Source organism: Agrobacterium vitis, assembly GCF_013337045.2.
GTDB classification, from domain to species: Bacteria; Pseudomonadota; Alphaproteobacteria; order Rhizobiales; family Rhizobiaceae; genus Allorhizobium; species Allorhizobium vitis_B.
Map to the genome: position 1 here is coordinate 3517648 of NZ_CP118259.1, position 20449 is coordinate 3538096.

Below are 20449 nucleotides of genomic sequence, written 5' to 3' on the forward strand. Positions count from 1 at the left end.
GACGGCAATCGGTAATGACGGAGATAAACGGCATGCAGACAATTGCGCTTGTTGACGACGACCGGAATATTCTGACGTCGGTTTCGATCGCTCTCGAAGCCGAGGGCTATAAGGTCGAAACCTATACGGATGGAGCTTCGGCGCTGGACGGGCTTCTGGCGCGGCCGCCACAGCTGGCGATCTTCGATATCAAGATGCCACGCATGGATGGGATGGAACTGCTGCGCCGCCTGCGCCAGAAGTCAGATATCCCGGTGATCTTCCTGACCTCCAAGGATGAGGAAATCGATGAATTGTTCGGCTTGAAAATGGGGGCCGACGACTTCATCACCAAGCCGTTTTCGCAGCGCCTGCTGGTAGAGCGGGTCAAGGCCATTCTGCGTCGCGCCGCCAATCGCGAAACCGGAAACGCACCCGGCAATGTCAAGAGCGCTGCCGAGCAGCAGGCTCGCAACCTGGAGCGCGGCCAACTGGTCATGGACCAAGAGCGCCATACCTGCACCTGGAAGGGCGATCCGGTCACGCTGACAGTTACCGAATTTCTGATCCTGCATTCGCTGGCCCAGCGGCCAGGCGTGGTGAAGAGCCGCGACGCGCTGATGGATGCCGCCTATGACGAGCAGGTCTATGTTGATGATCGCACCATTGACAGCCATATCAAGCGCCTGCGAAAGAAGTTCAAAATGGTCGACAATGATTTCGACATGATCGAAACGCTGTACGGCGTTGGATACCGCTTCCGCGAAACGGCCTGATGCCGCCTGCGGGCAATGCTTGCGGATTGAGAGCCTGTCGAGGTCTGATTGAACCAGACAGGCTCTCAATTCTCTTGTTTTCGTTTGTCTTTTCGGGAAAACCGGTTTCCCTGACAAACTCTAGGACCAGGCCCGGTTGAGAATGAACGTTGACGGCAGACATGATGGTGTTCGGTGGGATTCGATTGCCCCACAGGATAAGTGTGCCGTGTGAGGGGAATTCTATCCAAAAGGCCTATGGACGATAAGGACGGGGATCCCGGCGAGAGCCGCAGGCTGCCCTTGCGCCTGTCCTTTTCTCATCCCTTTACCTTGATCAGACGCATCTTCGGCAATGCCGTTTTCTCCAGTCTGACGCGACGGATCGTCTTCTTCAATCTTGCGGCATTGATCGTTCTGGTCGCCGGTATCATGTATCTCAATCAGTTTCGCGAAGGGCTGATTGATGCGCGGGTGGAAAGCCTGCTGACCCAAGGGGAAATTATCGCCGGTGCGATTTCCGCCTCGGCCTCGGTCGACACCAATTCCATCACCATCGATCCGCAGAAGCTGTTGGAATTGCAGGCGGGGCAAAGCATCACCCCGGTGCCGAATGACGAAGACCTGGAATTTCCCATCAAGCCAGAGCGGGTCGCCCCCGTGCTGCGCCGCCTGATTTCGCCAACCCGCACCAGGGCGCGGCTGTTTGATGCCGACGCCAATCTGCTGCTGGATTCACGTCATCTCTATTCCCGTGGTCAGGTACTACGTTACGATCTTCCACCGGTCGAGGGTGATACCGGCAGTTGGACGGAATGGCTGGCCAAGCAATTCAACCGAATGCTGCAACCAAGCAATGTACCGCTCTACAAGGAAGCGCCTGGTGGCGATGGATCAATCTATCCGGAAGTGATGAATGCCCTGACCGGGGTGCGCGGCGCCGTGGTGCGCGTGACCGAACAGGGCGAGTTGATCGTTTCTGTGGCGGTGCCGGTCCAGCGGTTTCGCGCCGTGCTCGGCGTGCTGCTGCTGTCCACCCAGGCTGGCGATATCGACAAGATCGTCCATGCGGAACGCCTGGCGATCTTACGGGTGTTTGGCGTGGCCACGCTGGTCAATATCGTGCTTTCACTGCTGTTGTCCTCGACCATTGCCAATCCGCTGCGGCGCCTGTCGGCAGCGGCCATCCGGGTACGGCGCGGCGCCAAGGAGCGTGAGGAAATCCCGGATTTCTCCGCGCGCCAGGATGAAATCGGCAATCTGTCCGTGGCCCTACGGGAAATGACCACGGCACTTTACGACCGGATCGACGCCATCGAGAGCTTTGCCGCCGATGTCAGTCACGAGTTGAAAAATCCGCTGACGTCTCTGCGCAGCGCTGTCGAAACCCTGCCGCTTGCCAAGACCGATGTGTCGAAGCAGCGGCTGTTGGACGTTATCCAGCATGACGTACGCCGGCTTGACCGGTTGATCAGCGATATCTCGGATGCCTCGCGGCTGGATGCGGAACTGGCGCGCACGGATGCGGCGCCGGTCGATATGGAAGTCGTGCTTGGCAATCTGGTGGAAATTTCCAGGCAGATCCGTAGCAGCAAGAAGCCGGTCGATATTGAATATGTCGTGGAGCATAAGCAGGGCCAGAAGGTCCGCTATATCATCAATGGTCATGACCTGCGTATTGGCCAGATCGTCACCAACCTGATTGAGAATGCCCGTTCCTTCGTGCCAGAAAAGGAAGGTCGCATCGTGGTGCGCCTGTCGCGCACCCGCAGCCGCTGCGTTGTGCAGGTGGAAGACAACGGTCCCGGCATCCTGGTCGAGAATATCGACCGGATCTTCGAGCGCTTTTATACCGACCGTCCCGATGGTGAAAGCTTCGGCCAGAATTCAGGGCTTGGTCTCTCCATCAGCCGGCAGATCGCCGAGGCGCATGGCGGATCGTTGCGGGCTGAAAACATCCTGGAGCCGGAAACCGCGCGAATCCTCGGGGCCCGCTTCATCCTGACGCTGCCGGCAGAGCCGTCTCCATGAACGAGAGCCGGCTCAACCTGCATGCAACCGGTGTCGTGTTGGGCAGGCGAGGCTATTTGATCATGGGGCCGAGCGGGTCGGGGAAGTCGCAACTGGCTTGCCTGCTTCTGGAAAATGCGCAGCAAAATGGGCTTTTTGCCGCTCTTGTGGCCGATGACAGGGTATGGCTGGAAGCCCGAGGCGGAAGATTGATCGCGTTCCGACCCCAGATAATTGCCGGGTTGATGGAAATCCGATTCAGCGGATTGGTGACCGTTCCAAGCCTGGATGCGGCGGTGATAGATGCCGTCGTCCTTTCGGTAGAACCATCGTCGATGACGGAACGCTTGCCGCAAAGCGCTGAAAGCCGGTGTTTTTTCCCGGACCTGTGCTTGCCTGTCCTTCGCCTTTGCCCGGCCCATCATCCAAGCGTTGCAGGGCTGCAACGGTTGCTTGAGGCGTGGGCGACAGATTAAAGGCGTGGCCTCAAGACTATTTTACACTTGCACTTCGTGTTTTCATCGCCAAGATGCACTGCACAGAATTGATTGGGTAATATTGGAGTTTGTCAGTCGGGAAGTGGAGCGCGGTTTTCCTGAAGAGACAAACGAAAGCAAGATAAGCGAGAGGGTGGCTGGTTCAATCCGAACCTGACAAACTTCTGGGGTAAGTTATAGTTGATCGACGAGGCATTGTTGCGCGCGAAGGTTGTGTGTTGGATTTTCAAATAAGGTTTTTCTTGTCCCAGCGCGTGCCTTGCGACCCAACAGATTGGTGGACGAAACTATTGCAGTGCGATAACTGGCGGTCAGCAGTTGAGCAGGGAGCTATAAGCGAATGATCGGACTTGTGCTTGTCACCCATGGCAAGCTGGCTGAAGAATTTCATTATGCCGTGGAACATGTCGTTGGTCCGCAGAAATTCATCGAGACAATCTGTATCGGTCCGGAGGACGATATGGATCAGCGCCGCCAGGATATTCTGGATGCTGTGATGCGCGCCGATGATGGGCATGGGGTGATCATCCTGACGGATATGTTCGGGGGAACGCCTTCCAATCTCGCAATTTCGGTGATGAATACCGGGCGGATCGAAGTGATCGCCGGCGTCAACCTGCCCATGCTGATCAAGCTGGCGGGAGTGCGCGGCGAGAACGACATGGAAAAAGCACTTGTCGATGCGTCGGAAGCCGGCCGCAAATACATCAATGTGGCCAGCCGCGTTCTGAGCGGCAAATAGGAACGGCGAGTAAGATGACTTCCTTCACCAGAGACCTGTTGATCGTCAACAAGCGCGGCCTTCATGCCCGGGCGTCAGCCAAATTCGTCCAGACGGTGCAGGGCTTTAATGCCGAAGTAACCGTCAGTAAGGATGGAACCACCGTTGGCGGCACCTCGATCATGGGGCTGATGATGTTGGCGGCGAGCCCCGGCTGTACGATTACCGTCGTTACCTCAGGCGAGGAGGCTGAAAAGGCAATCGACACGCTGGATGCGCTGGTGCGCGACAAGTTTGGCGAGGAAATGTAAACCAAGATCGAACATAAAGATATAAAGACCTCTTTATGTGATTATTGCCTTCCCCGACGTTCCCTGATACACGGATGACACTGGCCTGCCGCAGAATGGCGGGCGGCGCATAGGCCTGGCCATCTTTTCGGATGGGCGCTGGCCTTGCGTTTCAACCCGGTCTGGAGAACGCCATGAGCACTGTACAGGATTACATCGTCGCCGATATCGGCCTTGCGGATTACGGTCGCAAGGAACTGGATATTGCCGAAACCGAAATGCCGGGCCTGATGTCCTGCCGCTCGGAGCTTGGTGAAACCAAGCCGCTGAAGGGCGCGCGCATCAGCGGTTCGCTGCACATGACCATTCAGACGGCTGTGCTGATCGAGACTTTGACGGCGCTGGGCGCCGAAGTGCGCTGGGCCTCCTGCAACATCTTTTCCACCCAGGACCATGCCGCCGCCGCAATTGCGGCAACCGGCGTGCCGGTTTTTGCCGTCAAGGGTGAAAGCCTGACGGAATATTGGGATTATACCGACCGGATCTTCCAATGGACCGATGGTGGCCAGTCGAACATGATCCTCGACGATGGCGGCGACGCCACCATGTATATCCTGCTCGGTGCGCGCGCCGAAGCCGGTGAAAACGTGCTGGTCAACCCTTCGTCCGAAGAAGAAGAAATTCTGTTCGCGCAGATAAAGAAGCGCATGGCAGCCACACCGGGCTTCTTCACAAAACAGCGTGACGCCATCAAGGGTGTGACGGAAGAAACCACCACAGGCGTCAACCGTCTCTACCAGCTCAGCCAGAAGGGCCTGCTGCCGTTCCCGGCGATCAACGTCAACGATTCCGTCACCAAGTCGAAGTTCGACAACAAATATGGCTGCAAGGAATCGCTGGTTGACGGTATCCGCCGCGCCACCGACGTGATGATGGCTGGCAAGGTTGCCGTGGTCTGCGGCTATGGCGACGTGGGCAAGGGCTGCGCTGCATCGCTGATCGGCGCTGGTGCCCGCGTCAAGGTGACGGAGGTCGACCCGATCTGCGCTTTGCAGGCCGCTATGGACGGATTTGAAGTGGTGCGGCTTGAAGATGTCGTCAAGACGGCGGATATCTTCATCACCACCACCGGCAACAAGGACGTGATCCGCATCGAGCATATGCGCGAGATGAAGGACATGGCCATTGTCGGCAATATCGGCCATTTCGACAATGAAATTCAGGTTGTTGCGCTGAAGAACCTGAAATGGGTGAATATCAAGCCGCAGGTCGATATGATCGAGTTTCCGGCGGGCAATCGGATGATCCTGCTGTCGGAAGGCCGGTTGCTCAACCTCGGCAATGCCACGGGCCATCCGTCCTTCGTAATGAGCGCGTCGTTCACCAACCAGGTTCTCGCCCAGATCGAGCTTTTCACCAAGCCCGACGCCTACAAGAACCAGGTTTACGTTCTGCCGAAACATCTCGATGAAAAGGTCGCGCGCCTGCATCTGGAAAAGCTCGGCGTCAGATTGACTGAACTTTCTGACGAACAGGCCTCCTATATTGGTGTCACGCCATCAGGCCCGTTCAAGGCCGACCACTACAGATACTAATCCGTAGCCAGATATACACAAGATATAGAAATCGCGGCCTTGACAAAGGCCGCGATTTCTTTTTTTCTTTGCCCCTTTTTTCAAAATCTTATCCACAGTATTGTTTTAAAACTTGATTCGTGTGCCTCGCAGGTGCGCAGGCAGTGTTTGGTGACCGGATGTTTTTTCCGGTTCTGCTGCCTATGTCCCCGTGAAGCAAAAAGCCGTTTGCATGACGTCACCCTCGGGTGATGCATTTGGCCTGTGCACACGCGAAATGGGGATGTCTTGTCGGAATTGCGGCACAGTGGACGGAGACAGACCGGAAATGACGGTTCAAAAGAAATACCCGTTCCTACGGGGAAGGACGGGCGGCCTACGGAGGCGGACGGATAAAACCATGCGCGCCGGATCTGCGTCCTTTAGGGATACAGTGACTGGTGTTAACGCCGCCAGCGGCATCGCTGGACGTGGTTTTCTGCGTCTATCGCGCTGGTGGCTGCATGGCAGCACAGTGCTGGCCGGCGGGCTTGCCTGCCAGGCGGCTCTGGCGCAGACCCTCACCCAAACCATTGCAGTGCCGCAGCTGAATGCGGGCGGCATCGGCACGTTTTCATCTACTGAAATGATTGGCCTTTCCCTGGTGATCGGCGCGATTTCCGCGACGCTTCTCTCGACCCTCTGGCTGGTGCGCCAGCGCAACAGCATCGAGGCGGACAGCCGGGAGATACGCTCGGCCCTGTCGGATGCCAACCAGCGGATTTCCCGTTATCAGGCGCTGATTGCCGACAAGAACCGCCGCATCGTCATCTGGGACGGTGGTGAAACCAAGCCGGAACAGCTGGGCCAATTGCCCGTGGAGACCGGCGCACCCCAGACCGAAGGCGATTTCCTGGCCTTTGGCCGCTGGATGAAGCCCGGTTCGGCCGCCGACCTGGACAATGCCATTGAGAAACTGCGCTTCAACGCCCAGAGCTTCGACTTGATCGTCGAGACTTATCGCGACGAGGTGCTGGAAGTGCAGGGCCGTGTTTCCGGGGGGCGGGCTTTTGCCCGTTTCGTGGCGCTCAACAACCTGCGCGCCGAACTGGCCGAACTGAAGATCGAAAAGACCCGGCTCTCCACCGCCATCGAAACCTTCGAAAGCCTGCTGGAATCCGTCGAACAACCCGTCTGGCAGCGCGATTCCGAGGGTCGTCTTGTCTGGGTCAATCAGGCCTATAGCGATGCCGTTGAAGCGCTGACCCCTGATCAGGCCATACAGGAAGGCCGTGAAATCCTCAACACCATTACCCGGGAAAAGATCCGCGCGACGTTGACGCCGGTTTCGCCCTACCATGATACGGTTTCCACCGTTGTGCATGGCAACCGCACTTTCTTTTCCGTGGTTGATACCAAGACGCCGAAGGGCTCTTGCGGCATGGCCATTGACGTCTCGCGCGAAGAAGCCCTGCGCGAGGAGTTGAGCCGTACCCTGAAAAGCCATGCCGAAACATTGGATCATCTGGCAACGCCGGTGGCGATTTTCGACGGCGAGCGGCGGCTGCAATTCTACAATCAGGCTTTCCAGCAGCTTTGGGATCTGGATCTGGCTTTCCTCGAATCCCGCCCCGATCATGCCGAATTGCTGGACCGGCTGCGCAGCGCAGGCAAGCTGCCGGAACAGTTGAGCTGGAAGGCATGGAAGGAAAATACCCTTTCCGTCTACCGCTCCATCGATACCCAGACCGTGCTCTGGCATCTGCCCAACGGCCAGACCCTGCGCGTCATCGCCTCTGCCCATCCGCAGGGCGGCGCCACCTGGGTGTTTGAGAACCTCACCGAACAGGTGGATCTCGAAACCCGCTATAATACACTGGTCCGGGTTCAGGGTGAAACCATCGATCATCTGTCCGAAGGCGTGGCTGTCTTTGGTCCCGATGGCCGAATCCGGCTGTCCAATCCGGCCTTCCGGGCGCTCTGGGGCATTACCGAGACGCAAGCCGCACCTGGCACCCATATCCGCGCCATTGAAGAGGCCTGTGCTCTTTCCTATGAGAAGCCGGATGGCTGGCGCGCCTTCGGCAAGATGATCACCAGTTTCGAGGACGAGCGGCCGTCTAGCCAGGGCACGATTGAGCTGATGTCCGGTCTGGTGCTGGATTACGCAGTGATCCCGCTGCCAAACGCCCAGACGATGCTGACCTTCGTCAACATTACCGACAGCGTTCGGGCCGAACGGGCGCTGCTTGAAAAGAACGAAGCCCTGCGCAAGGCTGACGAGTTGAAGAACGATTTCGTCCAGCATATTTCCTATGAGCTGCGCTCGCCGCTCACGAATATTATCGGCTTTACCGACTTGTTGAAATCGTCGGCCATTGGTCCGCTCAATGAACGGCAGGGGGAATATGTCGATCATATCTCCACCTCGTCTGCGGTGCTGCTGACCATCGTCAACGACATTCTCGATCTTGCCACAGTCGATGCCGGTATCATGCGGCTGACCTATTCGGATATCGATCTTACCGACCTTCTGGACGATGTGTCGATGCAGATGACCGACCGGTTGCAGGAAGGCGGCGTGACGCTGGAAATCCTTGCGCCTTCACATCTGGGCGACATTGTCGCCGACCAGCAACGGCTGAAGCAGATCCTGATCAAGATCATCACCAATGCGGTGAATTTCTCGCCCGAAGGCGCCAAGGTCGTGCTGAAATGCTGGCGCGAAGATGCGGACTTCGTATTTTCGGTTTCCGATACCGGATGCGGCATTCCCGAGGACATGTTGCCATCGGTGTTCAAGCGCTTTTCCTCAAATGCCAAGGGCGGCAAGCGCACCGGGGCTGGCCTTGGCCTGTCGATTGTCGAAAGCTTCGTGCATTTGCATAACGGCAGCGTCTCGATCAACAGTGTTCCGAACCAAGGCACCACGGTTCTTTGCCGAATTCCGTCCGGTGTGCTTGTCCATTCCGTCGCCGCAGAATGATCGCATCGACAACATCGCTCTCCCAGGCATCGCTTCATGTTTCGCTTGCCGATGAGGCGGCGACGATCCAGCTCGGGGAAGATCTGGCGCTTGCCCTGAAGCCGGGGGACTGTCTTGCCCTGCATGGCGATCTCGGAGCGGGAAAGTCTACCCTTGCCCGGGCTTTGCTGCGGGCCTTGGCCGATGACGACGATATGGAAGTGCCAAGCCCAACTTTTACGCTGGTCCAAAGCTACGAATTGCGCATTCCCGCCGCTCATTTCGATCTCTACCGGTTGGGCGATGCCTCCGAGCTTGATGAACTGGGCTTCGATGAGGCGCTGGATACCGGCATTTGCCTCGTCGAATGGCCAGAACGGGCCGAAGACCGGCTGCCGAAGGCGACAATTAGCCTGCATTACGGTTTCCCCCCGGATGGCGGACGTGAACTGACCATTACCGGGCCTGAAGACAGGCTGAACCGAATCCGGCGCGTGCTCGCTATCCGCACCTTCCTCGATACCAATGGCATGGCAGGTGCAAGACGCCGCTTCCTGACTGGTGATGCGGACTACCGCGCCTATGAAACGGCAAGGGTTGACGGTCAACCGCAGCGCATCGTGATGGACAGCCCCAAACGGCCAGCCACACCGATCATCCGCCACGGCAAGACCTACCCGGAACTCGTGCATTTGGCAGAAGACCATCGGGCTTTTGTGGCTATCGATCAACTATTGAAGGATGCGGGGCTTGCCGTCCCGGAGATTTATGCCAGTGACCCCGATGGCATTTTGCTGATCGAAGATCTCGGTCAGGATGGCATTCTGGATGCGCAGGGTCAGCCGGTCGCTGAACGTTACATGGAAGCCGTTGCAGCGCTTGCTTTCCTGCATGGGCAGAATGTTTCACGTGAAATTCCCGTCTCGCCGGACCATATCCATCGCATTCCGGATTTCGACGCGGCGGCCATGGGGTTCGAGACGGAATTGCTGCTCGATTGGTACATGCCCTTCACGCTCTCACGGCAACCCAGTGACGAGGAGCGGCAGGCCTATCTCGCTCTCTGGTCAGGCATGTTTGGCCAGATCCATGACCGCAACAGTCTGGTGCTGCGTGATGTCCATTCCCCCAATCTCCTGTGGCAGGAAGAGAAGCAGGGTATCGCCCGGGTCGGCCTGATCGATTTCCAGGATGCGATGATCGGCCCGGCTGCCTATGACGTCGCCTCGCTGGTTCAGGATGCGCGTGTCACCATCGAACCGGAGCTGCAAAAGCGGCTGCTTGCGCATTATCTGGCGCTATGTCGTGCCGAAGCCGGATTTGATGAAAGCGCCTTTCAACGGGATTTCGCTATCATGGCCGCCCAGCGCAATTGCAAGCTGGTCGGGCTTTGGGTGCGGCTGATGAAACGCGATGGCAAGCCTGGCTATATGCAGCATATGCCCCGGACGCTCGCCTATCTCGGCGGCGTGCTGGAGCATGAGGCGCTCACGCCTTTGAAAGACTGGCTTTTGACACACGGCCTGTTGCCGCGAGCTTGAACCTTCATCCCCTAGAATAGTGGTTCTGGTCCTTCGACAGTGGTTCTCTGGCGGGATTTGCGATAGAGCGTGTCTCGTAAAGATGATGCGTCACACGTGAGCGATGCCGCAGGTCGCCGACAGATACGAGAGCCATGAAGATTTCCCAAGCCATGGTGCTGGCCGCAGGGCTCGGCACAAGAATGCGTCCCATCACCGATACCCTGCCAAAGCCCCTGGTGCGGGTGGCGGGCGAGACGCTGGTGGATTATGCGCTGGATCATTTGCAGCAGGCGGGCGTAGAAACCGCTGTGGTCAATATCCATCATTTTCCAGAGCAGATGCTGGCGCATCTGGCCGGGCGCAATCAGCCCCGCATCGTGATTTCCGATGAGCGCGATGGCCTGATGAACAATGGTGGCGGCCTGGCCAGAGGCATCAGGCATCTGGCTCCCGGTCCCCTGCTGGTGATGAATGCCGACCTGTTCTGGATCGGTGAGCCGAAGGGTCAACCCACCAATCTGCAAAGACTGGGCGAAGCCTTTGACCCAGCGCAGATGGACATGCTGATGCTCTGCGTCAGGCTGGAGCAGACCACTGGCCATAATGGCAAAAACGATTTCAATCTCGGTGCCGATGGCCGGTTGACTCGCTACCAGCCCGGCGATCCGAATCCGGTGGTTTATGCCGGGGCCTTGGCCATGGAGCATTCCCTGCTGGACGATGCGCCTGACGATGCCTTCAATCTCAACATCTATTTCGACCGGGCCATTGCCAAAGGCCGACTGTTCGGCCTGATGCTGGAAGGCCAATGGCTGACGGTCGGTACGCCGGAGGCGATTGAAGAGGCGGAAACGGTGCTGGCCCGCCACCGACAGGACGCTTGAGCTGATGTCCAGCCTGCAAGCCCGCATCTTCACCATTCCCCCGGATCGGCCTTTCCTGCGGCTGATTGCCGAGACGCTGTGCGATGGGCGTCTCGCCCCCGGCTTTCGCTATGATCCAGCCGATCCCCTGTCCCTGTCCAAGGTCACAATCCTGGTGCCGACCCGACGTGCGGTGCGCGTGCTGCGCGCCCAGTTCGTCGAGGTGCTGGGTGGCCAATCCGCCATTCTGCCGATGATCAAGCCTCTGGGCGAAGCCGAGGACGATGCCAGTTATTTCGACGCCGAGACCCCGGCGCTGCTGGCGTTGAACCCACCGATCAGCACTACGGTGCGGCTCTTGGAACTGGCGCAGTTGATTCTTGCCTGGCGCAACAAGCTGCCGGATATCGTGCTGAGCATTCACACCGAAACCCCGCTTGTCGCCCCTGCCAGTCCGGCGGATGCCGTATGGTTGGCGCGGGCGCTGGTGGAGCTGATCGATTCGGTGGAAACCGAAGAGCGTGATTGGGCCGATCTCGACAAGCTCGATGCCCGTGATTTTGCCTCCTGGTGGCAGCTAACGCTGGCTTTCCTCGGCATTGCCAGTGCCTATTGGCCAGCCCGGCTGGAAGAATTGAACCGCTCTTCGCCGGTTCTCCACCGCAACGCCTTGCTGCGCACTGAACGCGACCGTGTTGGTCAACTGTCCGATCCTCATCCGGTAATCGTTGCGGGCTCGACCGGCTCAATCCCTGCCGCGTCCGAGCTGATCGCGGCGGTGGCGCGCCTGCCCCAAGGGGTGATCGTGCTGCCGGGGTTGGACAAGGCCATGCCTGATGACCAGTGGCAAAGCGTTGGCGGGGAACAGCCTCCCGGCATGCCGCCGGAGCCGACTGCCCGCACCCATCCGCAATACGGTCTGCACCGGCTTTTGGGCCGTCTCGGCCTGACCCGTGACGACGTTAGCGTGCTGGAAGAGGCAGAACCCGAGCTTGCCGACCGCAGCGAAATTCTCTCCCGGGCGCTGTCGCCTGCCAAAGCGACCGACCAATGGACCGCCTGGCGGCAGGCATTCGGGGATAACAGGTTTCAGGCCGCCTTTGCCGATGTGGCGCTGATCGAGGCCGCAAACGAGCGGGAAGAGGCGATTGCTATTGCCATTGCCCTCAGGCTGGCCCTGGAGCGGCCCGGTGCCGATGGCGGCGAAAGCCGCGCCGCGCTGATTACCCCTGATCGCAACCTTGCCCGCCGGGTCGCGTCAGAAATGGCCCGTTTTGGCATCGAGGCCGACGATTCGGCGGGTACTCCGTTTTCGGCGACGCCGCAGGGCACGTTGCTGGTGCTGGTGTTGGAAGCGGTGTTGCGGCCCGGCGATCCGGTTGCCATCGTCTCCTTACTTAAGCACCCACTCGCCCGGTTCGGCTTGACCGATGATGGACATCGTGAAGCCGCTGACGCTTTGGAGGCCATTGCGCTGCGCGGCGGAACCGGTGCCATCGATATTGCCGCGCTGGTACCGCTGTTCGATGAACAGGTGGTCGCCCAGTTCGATGACCGCCATCCGCCTGCCTGGCGGCGTTCTTTTACCGATCAGACCCGGCAGCAGGCACGGATACTGGCCGAGGCAATCGCAGAGGCGGTAGAGCCGCTTGCCGGCCATGTGGTCGCCAAGCCGGATGGTCACCATTTCACCACCCGTTTGTCTTTACGGGAATGGGCCGAGCGCACCGGTCAGGTGCTGGAGGCTGTGGCTCGCACCGATGAGGGTGATCTTGCCCCTCTCTGGGCCAATGAGGCCGGTGCCGTTTTGGCGCGGCTGCTCAGCGAAATCATGGAAACCGATGGCCAGTTGAGTGCCGATGGTCCGCAATGGATCGAGATTGTTGCAGCGCTGACCGCCAGCGAATCGGTCAAGCCGAAATCGCTACGCCACCCGCGTGTCTTCATTTTCGGTGCGCTGGAATCGCGTCTGCAAAACGTCGATACGATGATTCTCGGTGGGTTGAATGAAGGGTCCTGGCCCGGCACCACCACCAATAATCCATTTTTGTCGCGCAGCATGAAAACCGAAATGGGGCTGGAGCCGCCGGAACGGCAGATCGGCCAGCTTGCCCATGATTTTGAAATGGCCAATGGCACCCGCCACCTGATCTATTGCCGCGCCTTGCGACAGGGATCGGCCCCTACCGTTGCCTCGCGCTGGCTGCAAAGGCTGCTGGCGCTGGGTGGCAAGGATTTTGCTGAGGCCCTGAAAGCCAGAGGGGAGCGTTACCGGCATTTTGCTGACCTGCTCGATAAAGGCGCAGATCAAGCACCCGCCCAACGGCCACAGCCAAAGCCGCCTGCCGATCTGCATCCAAAAACCTATTCCTTCAGCGAGGTCGGGCGTCTCAGGCGCGATCCCTATTCGATCTATGCCCGCCGCATTCTGAAGCTCGATCCGGTCGAACCGTTCAACAGCGATCCTGGCGCCTCCGAACGCGGCACGCTCTACCATGCGATTGTCGAGCAATTCGTGGCGCGCATGCCCGAAAAGCTAGGGCCTGACGCTGAACAGTTGATGAGCGAGATTGCCGACACGCTGTTTGCCGAGGAAAATCTGCCTCCGCATATCCATGTTGTCTGGCGCAAGCGCTTCTCTGAGGTTGGCCTCGCCTTTATCGAGTGGCAGCGCCAGCGCGATCCGGCCAAGCTGGTAACGGAGGCCCGCGCCGGAGTGGAACTTGGCGAGATCGATATCCGGCTCACCGGTATTGCCGACCGGATCGATATCCGGGCCGGTCACGCCGATATCATCGATTACAAGACCGGCCTCAACCCCAGCGTTTCCCAGGCCCGTAGCCTGCTCGACCCGCAATTGGCCTTGGAAGCCGCAGCCCTGACGATGGGGGCTTTCAAGGATGTCGGAAGGCTGAATCCGGATAATTTGATTTATGTCCGGCTGCGGCCCGGCGGGCGCTTCAAGGCCGATCAGGTTAATAACGAGCTGACCGGCAAGGGCGACAAGGCAAAATCGGCACTGGATCTGGCGCATGAATCCATCGCGCAACTAACCCGCTTCGTTACCCTGCTGCAATCGGGCGAGCGCGGCTATGTCTCGCGGCTGATGCCAGCGATGATGAATGATTTCAGCGGCGACTACGATCATCTGGCCCGCGTCGCTGAATGGTCCACCGCTGAAGCGGCAGAGGAGAGCGGTGGCGATGACTGATCCGGACATGCTGCGCGATGGCGATGACCCCATTGACTGGACCACCCGGCAGCAATCGCTGGCCTCCGATCCGGCCCGGTCTGCCTGGGTCTCGGCCAATGCGGGGTCTGGCAAGACCCATGTGCTGACGCAGCGGGTGATTCGCCTGCTGCTGGCGGGTGCGCGACCCTCTTCGATTCTTTGCCTGACCTATACCAAGGCGGCGGCCTCTGAAATGTCGAACCGGGTGTTCGACCGGCTTGCCGAATGGGCGACCCTTCCCGACGAAGAGCTTGCCCGCCGTATCGAAACCATTGAACGCCAACCGCCTGACCGTATGAAGATTGCCGAGGCGCGACGGCTGTTTGCCCGCGCCCTGGAAACGCCGGGCGGCTTGAAAATCCAGACCATCCACGCCTTTTGCGAGGCGCTGCTGCACCAGTTTCCGCTGGAAGCCAATGTGGCCGGGCATTTTTCGGTGCTGGACGACCGCGCCGCCTCGGTGCTTTTGGCCGATGCCCGCCGGTCGCTGCTGACGGCGACCGCTGCCGAAGACGATGCAAACCTCGCCGAAGCCTTTGCTGAAGTGTTGAGCCTTGGCGATGAATTCGGGCTGGAAAACCTGCTGTCTGACATGGTTTCCAACCGCCATGCGGTACGCGGCTTTCTGGCGGTAGCCCGTCGAAAGGGCGGCGTGGAGAGTGCTTTGCGCAATGCCTTGGGCCTTCAGCCTGAAGAAACCGAGATATCGCTGGCCGAGGCCTATTGGCCGCTTCCCAGCCTCGCGGGGCCGCAGCTTTCCACCTATATCGATCTGGCACTCACCAAGGGCGGTTCCCTTGTCCAAGGCGTCGCCCTGACGCTGGAGCGCGCCGTGCGCCAGCCTGATTCGCTCGTGCGGGCGCAATTGCTGGAAGAGGCCTTTTACACGGGCTCCGACAAGCCGAAAGCCGACCGTTCGCTGATCGCCGCCGCCATGAACAAGGCGGCTCCTTATCTGTCGGAGGCGATTTTTGCGGCCCGCGACCATGTCGTCGCCTGCCGCGAACGCCTGCGGCTGCTTCGGCTGTTCAAGGCAACACGGGCGGCGCTAACGCTGGCCGAGCGGCTGGACCATGATTATGAAGAGTTGAAAAAGCGCAGCAGCCAACTGGATTTCGAGGATCTGATTGCCCGCACCGCCGAGCTTCTGACCCGCAGCACGGTTGGCCCCTGGGTGCATTACAAGCTGGATCAGGGCATCGACCATATTCTGGTCGATGAGGCGCAGGATACCAGCCCGGTACAATGGTCGGTGATCCGCTCGCTGCGCGAAGATTTTTTCTCCGGCCAGAGCGCCCGTCCGGTGCGCCGCACCTTCTTTGCTGTTGGTGATGAGAAGCAATCGATCTACTCCTTCCAAGGCGCAAAGCCGGAACGGTTTTCACAGGAAGCCCGAGAGACCGAACAGGAAGTGGCGCGTGGCGGCGAAAGCTTTAGCGCGGTGCGCCTGCCGCTATCCTTCCGCTCCACCAATGCCGTGTTGTCAGCCGTTGACCAGGTGTTTTCGGTTACCGAGAATGCCCGGGGCCTTTCGGCGGTTGCGGAACCAGTGGTGCATATGTCCAGCCGCATCGGCCATCCCGGCGCGGTCGAAGTCTGGGAAATGATCGCGCCGGAAGGCAGCGAAAGTGAAGAGGATTGGACCGCCCCCTTCGATGCAACGCCGGAAAATGCCCCTTCGGCCATGTTGGCGCGACGGATCGCCCAGCGGATCGAGATCATGCTGGCCCGCGAGACCATCGTGGAAAAGGGGGTTGAGCGGTCCATAGAAGCAGGTGACATCCTCATTCTGGTGCGCAAGCGCGGCGCTTTCGTCAATGCGCTGACACGGGCCTTGAAGCGGCGCAGCAATATTCCGGTGGCTGGAGCCGACCGGTTGCGGCTGACCGGCCATATTGCCGTGCAGGATCTGCTGGCGCTGGGGCGGTTTGTGCTGTTCACCGCCGATGACCTGTCGCTGGCGGCGCTGCTGAAAAGCCCGTTGTTCAACCTGAGCGAAGACGATGTATTCGAAGTGGCAGCGCGGCGCGGTGAAATCTCTGTCTTTGCCGAGATTGCCCGGCTGGCGGAGGCCGGATCAGAAAAATGGCAGGTGGCCCTTGCCCGTTTGCACCGCTATGTGGCCTTGGCGCGGGATCTTCTGCCGCATGATTTCTATGGTCGGGTGCTTGGTCCCCTGGGGGGACGACGCGACTTTCTGGCTCGGCTTGGCAGCGAAGTCAGCGATATCATCGATGAATTCCTGACCTTTACCCTGTCCCATGAGCAGGCGGGCCTGCCGGGTCTGCAATCCTTCATCACCACGCTGGAGCAGGAAGCCCCGGAGGTAAAGCGCGAACAGGACAAGGAGCGCAGCGAGGTGCGCATCATGACTGTTCATGCCTCCAAGGGGCTGGAAGCGCCAATCGTGTTTCTGGTCGATGATGGCTCCAAAGCCTTCAACCATACCCATCTACCAAAATTCCGGATGATCGACACCGAGACGCAGCCCCCGGAATGCCCGGTCTGGGTGTCGGTGAAAGCCGTTGATAATCCTCTGACCGCGCAGGATGTGGCAAAGCGAAAACAGGCCATCGAGGAGGAATATCGACGCCTGCTCTATGTCGGCATGACGCGGGCTGCCGACCGGTTGGTGGTCTGTGGCTATCGAGGCAAGCAGGTGCAAACCGAAATCTGGCACCAGATGGTCTGGTCCGCGCTGGAATTGGACACGGAGCGGTGCCGCAAGCAACGCTTTGGCGGGCCAGAGGGGGACTGGACCGGGCTGCTCTGGGAAAATGCCGTTGTTCCTGGCCGATTTGAGCGGCAGGAAAAACGCCGGGAAAAACCGGAGCTGGAAGGCTTGCCAGAGGCGTTGCTGCGCCCAGCGCCGCCACCGCCGCGTTTGCCTCGGCCTTTGAGCCCGTCCGGTGCCGGGATTGAGGTGAATGACGAGGACGGCGACCTGATGCTGCGCTCACCGCTGTTTAGCAAGGGTGAAGATGCAGGCCTTGCCCTGCAAAAGGGCCGATTGGTGCACCGGATGCTGCAAATGCTGCCGGGCCTGCCTGCCGATGAACGGATGGCCGCCGCCCGCCGTTATGGCGAGCGCGCCGCCCGGTTCTGGCCCGCCCATGAGCGTGTCCGCTTGGTGGACAGCGTTCTGGCTATTCTTGACCATCCTGCCTTGAGCGAGGTGTTTTCCAGTCATGCGCAGACGGAATTCTCGCTGATGGGCACCATCCGGCTTGGCGCAGAACAGCGCGCCGTCTCGGCGCGGGTGGACCGGATGGCTGTCACGGACGAGAAAGTGATTCTGCTGGATTACAAGACCAACCGCCAGCCGCCGCGTCAGGAAAGTGAAGTGCCGCTATCCCATTCGGCCCAGCTTGCCATTTACCGCGAATTGCTGAAGCCGCTCTATCCGGGAAAAGTGATCGATTGCCTGCTGGTCTATACAGAAGGGCCGCATGTGGTGGCGCTGACGGAGGCGGGGTTGCATGGCGCATTGCAGGAGCTTCAGACTTTTCAAAACACCTGAACGATTGTGCCGATGTTAACGTCTTGCACGATGCTTTCAGGCGCAACAAAAGGCTGATTTCCTGTTTTGCCCAAATTAGCATCGATATTTCAGATTTATGCCCGGTTGACAGTCAATCAAGAACGGGGATGGTAGCGTGGGCGGCGAAAGCGGCTGGTGACAGGGCTGGATGACGTCGGCGCATACTGCACCAGCGAACAGGCTTTGCCCCCTTGAAGAATGGATGACCGCAGGAGGTTGAAATGGCGCGTGTTGAACAGTTTGGTCTGGCTATCGAGCAGGATCTCTATGATTTTCTGGTGAGCAAGGCCTTGCCGGGGACAGGCGTGGAGCCAGAGGCCTTCTTCCAGCATTTCTCCAGCCTCGTGCATGAGCTTGCGCCGAAGAATCGCGCCCTGCTGGCCAAGCGCGATGCCTTTCAGGCGCAGCTGGACAGCTGGTACAAGCAAAACGGCGCTCCTTCAGATCTTGCAGCTTACGAAGCTTTCCTGCGTGATATCGGCTATCTCCTGCCGGAAGGACCGGATTTTTCCGTGACGACCAGCAATGTCGATGCGGAAATCGCTTCGATTGCCGGGCCGCAGCTTGTCGTGCCTGTGATGAATGCCCGTTATGCCCTGAACGCCGCCAATGCGCGCTGGGGATCGCTCTACGACGCGCTCTACGGAACGGATGCGATCTCCGAGGCCGACGGTGCCGAAAAGGGCAGGGGGTATAATCCCAAACGTGGCGAAAAGGTTATTGCCTGGGCGCGGGCTTTCCTCGATCAGTCCGTGCCGCTGGCGGGTGGACGCTGGGCAGATGTAGCAGGGCTGGCGCTGACTGACGGCTATCTCGATGTGACGCTGACTTCCGGCGACAAGACCGGATTGATGGACCCTTCGCAACTGGTGGGAACGTTCAGCGAAGACGGCAGCGTGACGTCCTATCTTCTGCGCCGAAACGGCCTGAATGTGGAAATCTGTATTGACGCCCAAGGTGCGATTGGCGCTGCCGATAAGGCGCATATCAACGATATCAGGCTGGAATCGGCGATTACCGCCATCATGGACTGCGAGGATTCGGTTGCCGCCGTCGATGCGGAGGACAAGATCCTGGCCTATTCCAATTGGCTCGGCTTGATGAAGGGCGATCTGGAGGAAGTGGTTGCCAAGGGCGATCACGTCTTTACCCGTACGCTCAATCCCGATCTCGAATTCACCGGTCCGCAGGGCAAGCCCTATACCGTAGCCAGCCGGTCGCTGATGTTGATTCGCAATGTCGGGCATCTGATGACCAATCCGGCCATTCTGGATCGCGATGGTACCGAGGTGCCGGAAGGCATTATGGACGCGATGGTGACCGCGCTGATCGCGCTGCATGATATCGGCCCGAACGGACGACGGAAAAATTCCCGCCAAGGCTCGATGTATGTGGTGAAGCCGAAAATGCATGGGCCGGAAGAAGTGGCTTTTGCCGTTGAAATCTTCACCCGTGTCGAACAGGCGCTGGGCATGGAACCCAATACGATCAAAATGGGCATTATGGACGAGGAGCGCCGCACGACGGTTAACCTCAAGGAATGCATCCGCGCTGCCAAGGACCGGGTGGTGTTCATCAATACCGGCTTCCTTGACCGCACCGGCGATGAAATCCATACGTCGATGGAAGCCGGGCCGATGATCCGCAAGGGCGATATGAAGCAGGCCGCCTGGATTGCGGCTTATGAAAACTGGAATGTCGATATCGGTCTGCAATGCGGCCTGTCCGGCCATGCGCAGATCGGCAAGGGCATGTGGGCCATGCCGGACCTGATGGCGGCGATGCTGGAACAGAAGATCGCCCATCCGAAAGCGGGCGCCAATACCGCCTGGGTTCCCTCGCCAACGGCGGCAACGCTACATGCCACCCATTATCATCAGGTGGATGTCGCGGGCGTCCAGGCCGGGTTGAAAAGCCGGACACGGGCCAAGCTCTCCGATATTCTGTCGGTGCCGGTGGCCTCGCGCCCCAATTGGACGCCGGAAGAAATTCAGCGCGAGCTGGACAACAATGCGCAGGGCATCCTCGGTTATGTGGTGCGCTGGGTCGATCAGGGCGTCGGTTGCTCCAAGGTGCCGGACATCAACAATGTCGGCTTGATGGAAGACCGTGCGACCCTGCGCATTTCCGCCCAGCACATGGCCAACTGGCTGCATCACGGCGTTGTCACCGAGGCTCAGGTTGTCGAAACGTTGAAACGGATGGCAGCCATCGTCGATAAGCAGAATGCGGGTGATTCGGCCTATTGCCCCATGGCTACCGATTTCGACAGTTCCATCGCTTTTCAGGCGGCACTTGATCTGGTGTTGAAGGGCAGGGAGCAGCCGAACGGTTATACCGAACCGGTTCTGCACCGTCGCCGGCTTGAGTTGAAGGCCACAGCAATTCCAGCAAAAGTGTGAAGCGGTTTTGCGTCCGGAATTGCGCCAGCAAGAGACCAATTCCAGCAAAAGTGTGAAACGGTTTTGGCGGTATAGACCTTAGCCAATGATTTTCACGTGAAACAAAAAGCCGCCGGAT

The 20449-nt window shown here is 59.2% G+C and carries 12 protein-coding genes; all 12 read left to right on the plus strand.

Annotation, left to right across the window (positions count from 1 at the left end):
* The first annotated feature begins 32 nt into the window (after positions 1-32).
* The 12 genes from G6L01_RS16590 to G6L01_RS16645 all read left to right on the plus strand — a co-directional run bounded on the left by G6L01_RS16590 (position 33) and on the right by G6L01_RS16645 (position 20331).
* A complete protein-coding gene (locus G6L01_RS16590; RefSeq protein ID WP_087729524.1) occupies positions 33-755 on the plus strand; it encodes a response regulator transcription factor in 723 nt (240 codons plus the stop codon).
* Positions 756-992: 237 nt separating this feature from the next.
* Complete coding sequence (locus G6L01_RS16595; RefSeq protein ID WP_012654536.1) at positions 993-2765, plus strand: sensor histidine kinase; 1773 nt, start codon at positions 993-995, stop codon at positions 2763-2765.
* Positions 2762-3220: an HPr kinase/phosphorylase gene (locus G6L01_RS16600; protein WP_070165182.1), complete on the plus strand. Its 459-nt coding sequence runs from the start codon at positions 2762-2764 to the stop codon at positions 3218-3220. The genes G6L01_RS16595 and G6L01_RS16600 overlap by 4 nt, the downstream gene beginning before the upstream one ends.
* A 361-nt stretch (positions 3221-3581) precedes the next feature.
* Positions 3582-3983 carry a PTS sugar transporter subunit IIA gene (locus tag G6L01_RS16605; RefSeq protein ID WP_012654538.1) on the plus strand — a complete coding sequence of 134 codons (402 nt, stop codon included), beginning with the start codon at positions 3582-3584 and terminating at the stop codon, positions 3981-3983.
* A gap of 14 nt (positions 3984-3997) precedes the next feature.
* The gene (locus G6L01_RS16610; RefSeq protein ID WP_012654539.1) at positions 3998-4273 is read left to right on the plus strand and encodes an HPr family phosphocarrier protein; all 276 of its coding nucleotides are present in this window, start codon (positions 3998-4000) and stop codon (positions 4271-4273) included.
* Positions 4274-4446: 173 nt separating this feature from the next.
* Positions 4447-5847, plus strand: a complete 1401-nt coding sequence (gene ahcY, locus G6L01_RS16615; protein WP_070165181.1) for an adenosylhomocysteinase — start codon at positions 4447-4449, stop codon at positions 5845-5847.
* 379 nt (positions 5848-6226) lie between these two features.
* A complete protein-coding gene (locus tag G6L01_RS16620; protein WP_070165180.1) occupies positions 6227-8791 on the plus strand; it encodes a sensor histidine kinase in 2565 nt (854 codons plus the stop codon).
* Positions 8788-10311 carry a tRNA (adenosine(37)-N6)-threonylcarbamoyltransferase complex ATPase subunit type 1 TsaE gene (tsaE, locus tag G6L01_RS16625; RefSeq protein ID WP_070165179.1) on the plus strand — a complete coding sequence of 508 codons (1524 nt, stop codon included), beginning with the start codon at positions 8788-8790 and terminating at the stop codon, positions 10309-10311. Before G6L01_RS16620 ends, tsaE begins: the two co-directional genes overlap by 4 nt.
* A gap of 134 nt (positions 10312-10445) precedes the next feature.
* Positions 10446-11177, plus strand: a complete 732-nt coding sequence (locus G6L01_RS16630; RefSeq protein ID WP_070165178.1) for a nucleotidyltransferase family protein — start codon at positions 10446-10448, stop codon at positions 11175-11177.
* 4 nt (positions 11178-11181) lie between these two features.
* Positions 11182-14367, plus strand: a complete 3186-nt coding sequence (gene addB, locus G6L01_RS16635; RefSeq protein WP_070165177.1) for a double-strand break repair protein AddB — start codon at positions 11182-11184, stop codon at positions 14365-14367.
* Complete coding sequence (addA, locus tag G6L01_RS16640) at positions 14360-17908, plus strand: double-strand break repair helicase AddA (protein ID WP_070165176.1); 3549 nt, start codon at positions 14360-14362, stop codon at positions 17906-17908. The genes addB and addA overlap by 8 nt, the downstream gene beginning before the upstream one ends.
* 242 nt (positions 17909-18150) lie before the next feature.
* A complete protein-coding gene (locus tag G6L01_RS16645; RefSeq protein WP_070165175.1) occupies positions 18151-20331 on the plus strand; it encodes a malate synthase G in 2181 nt (726 codons plus the stop codon).
* The last annotated feature ends 118 nt before the right edge of the window (positions 20332-20449 follow it).